This window comes from Polaribacter sp. Z014 (assembly GCF_023555435.1).
GTDB lineage: Bacteria > Bacteroidota > Bacteroidia > Flavobacteriales > Flavobacteriaceae > Polaribacter.
Genome location: NZ_JALCZP010000072.1, coordinates 1 through 1,629 on the forward strand (window position 1 = coordinate 1; position 1,629 = coordinate 1,629).

Genomic DNA, 1,629 nt, shown 5'->3' on the forward strand with positions numbered 1-1,629 from the left:
TCAGGATAAACATCTAATTTTAACCAAAAAATTAACCGCTTAATTAATAATCGAAATTTAAAAGATTACTCTTGTTTTATAGGGGTCAAAACACACCGTATAAACTTTATTGCTGTTTATAGCTCACTTGGGAAATTCCTCCGGAATTTCGCCGTTCGTGATTTATTTAGTAAATTCACTGCTTAAACGACGCAACAAAGCTTATACATCAACGTTAGCAAATATTTATCACTCAAACTCAAAAACGGAATATCAATCACAAAATCTGACATTAATTAAGAATAGAAAATGAATGAAATTAAAGTTGAGAAAAACGAGGAAAATGAACTTCCGATTCCACACATTTGGAGATCGAGTTTTAAAGAAATTGTAAAAGCTTTTGTAAAAGGAGATTACAGTTTAAGTTCAGAAATAAAAAACGTGAATTCTATCTCAGATGAAACTACTGTACAAATCAAAGAATATATTGAAGATTATGGAGAAGAATTAATTGAGCTTCCAAATGAAACTTAGGAATCCTCAGTATACATATCTTATGGAAACTATTGGAATGTACTTATTGACTTATTCACTAAAGAAGAAGGATTAAGTGATATGGTTATAAGCGCTGAAATAAGAGAAAAAAATGAGGAATATGAAATTGAAGTTAAACAGGTATATGTACCATAAAAAAGATGCTTGAGCATTATCAAATATCAAAATGATTAAGAAAATAATATTTACAATTCTATTTTTATTCAGTCTTTTAGGAATTCAAGTCGCCAGTTTAAACGACTGGTTGATTCTTTCTTTATTCATTCACATAATTTGGTTAACAATTACTTCAAGTAAAATATTAGAACTATCAAAAACTGAGAATATAAACCATAGAATATTTAAAATTTTCAATAATATATTGATTTATCTATTTATAGCTGATATTTTCATAATAGTTTTATCAATGTCTTTTGGGTTTAGATTAATTTTTGCTTCTTTATATAGACCAACATTTTTTATTAGTGCAATTCTTGGTGTTATTTCAGTATTTGGAAACTATTTTATTATAATTAATCACTTACTTAAAAGAGCAGAATCTTTAGGAAAAAGAATTTTACTAATACTCTCTTCATTATTTTATCCAATAGGTGTTTATACAATAACTGAGAGAAAAACAAAAAACATTTGCTAACACCGTATAAACTTTATTGCTGGTTTTGGCTCACTTGGGAAATTCCTGCGGAATTTCGCCGTTCGTGTTTTATTTATTAAATTCACTGCTTAAACAACGCAACAAAGCTTATACAACAACGTTGGCAAAAACTGCTGAATCGAGCCGAATACAAGTCATTTAGTAAAATATAATTTTGGCTTTTTTTTTAGTTTGTAAATCAGAATTCTGAAAAAATCGGAACACTCTCTCGCTAATCAAAATTTTGAAAAGTTGGAGAATTTTCAAAGTTTCACCAAAAAGGAATTTACTCAAACGCTGAAATCTAAATTGCGGAGAAATCTCTCAAATGTGAATTTCAAAACTGGGCGGAATTGAGTAAAATGAAGAACAAAAATTGTGCGGAATTTTCTCTAAAACATCATTTAGAAAGGCTGAGAATTTTCTAAAAATTAAACAAAATGAAAATTATTGTCGGAATT

The 1,629-nt window shown here is 28.1% G+C and carries 1 protein-coding gene and 1 pseudogene; both read left to right on the plus strand.

The features are described 5' to 3' along the window. Positions 1-288: 288 nt before the first annotated feature. Positions 289-669, plus strand: a pseudogene (locus tag MPF19_RS19540) (DUF7668 domain-containing protein). 31 nt (positions 670-700) lie between these two features. Then, positions 701-1,168 carry a hypothetical protein gene (locus MPF19_RS18940; RefSeq protein ID WP_249989838.1) on the plus strand — a complete coding sequence of 156 codons (468 nt, stop codon included), beginning with the start codon at positions 701-703 and terminating at the stop codon, positions 1,166-1,168. The last annotated feature ends 461 nt before the right edge of the window (positions 1,169-1,629 follow it).

Bases quoted from the DNA above. Each gene is read 5' to 3' on its own strand.
- MPF19_RS18940 (WP_249989838.1), top strand. From the start codon at position 701: ATGATTAAGAAAATAATATTTACAATTCTATTTTTATTCAGTCTTTTA.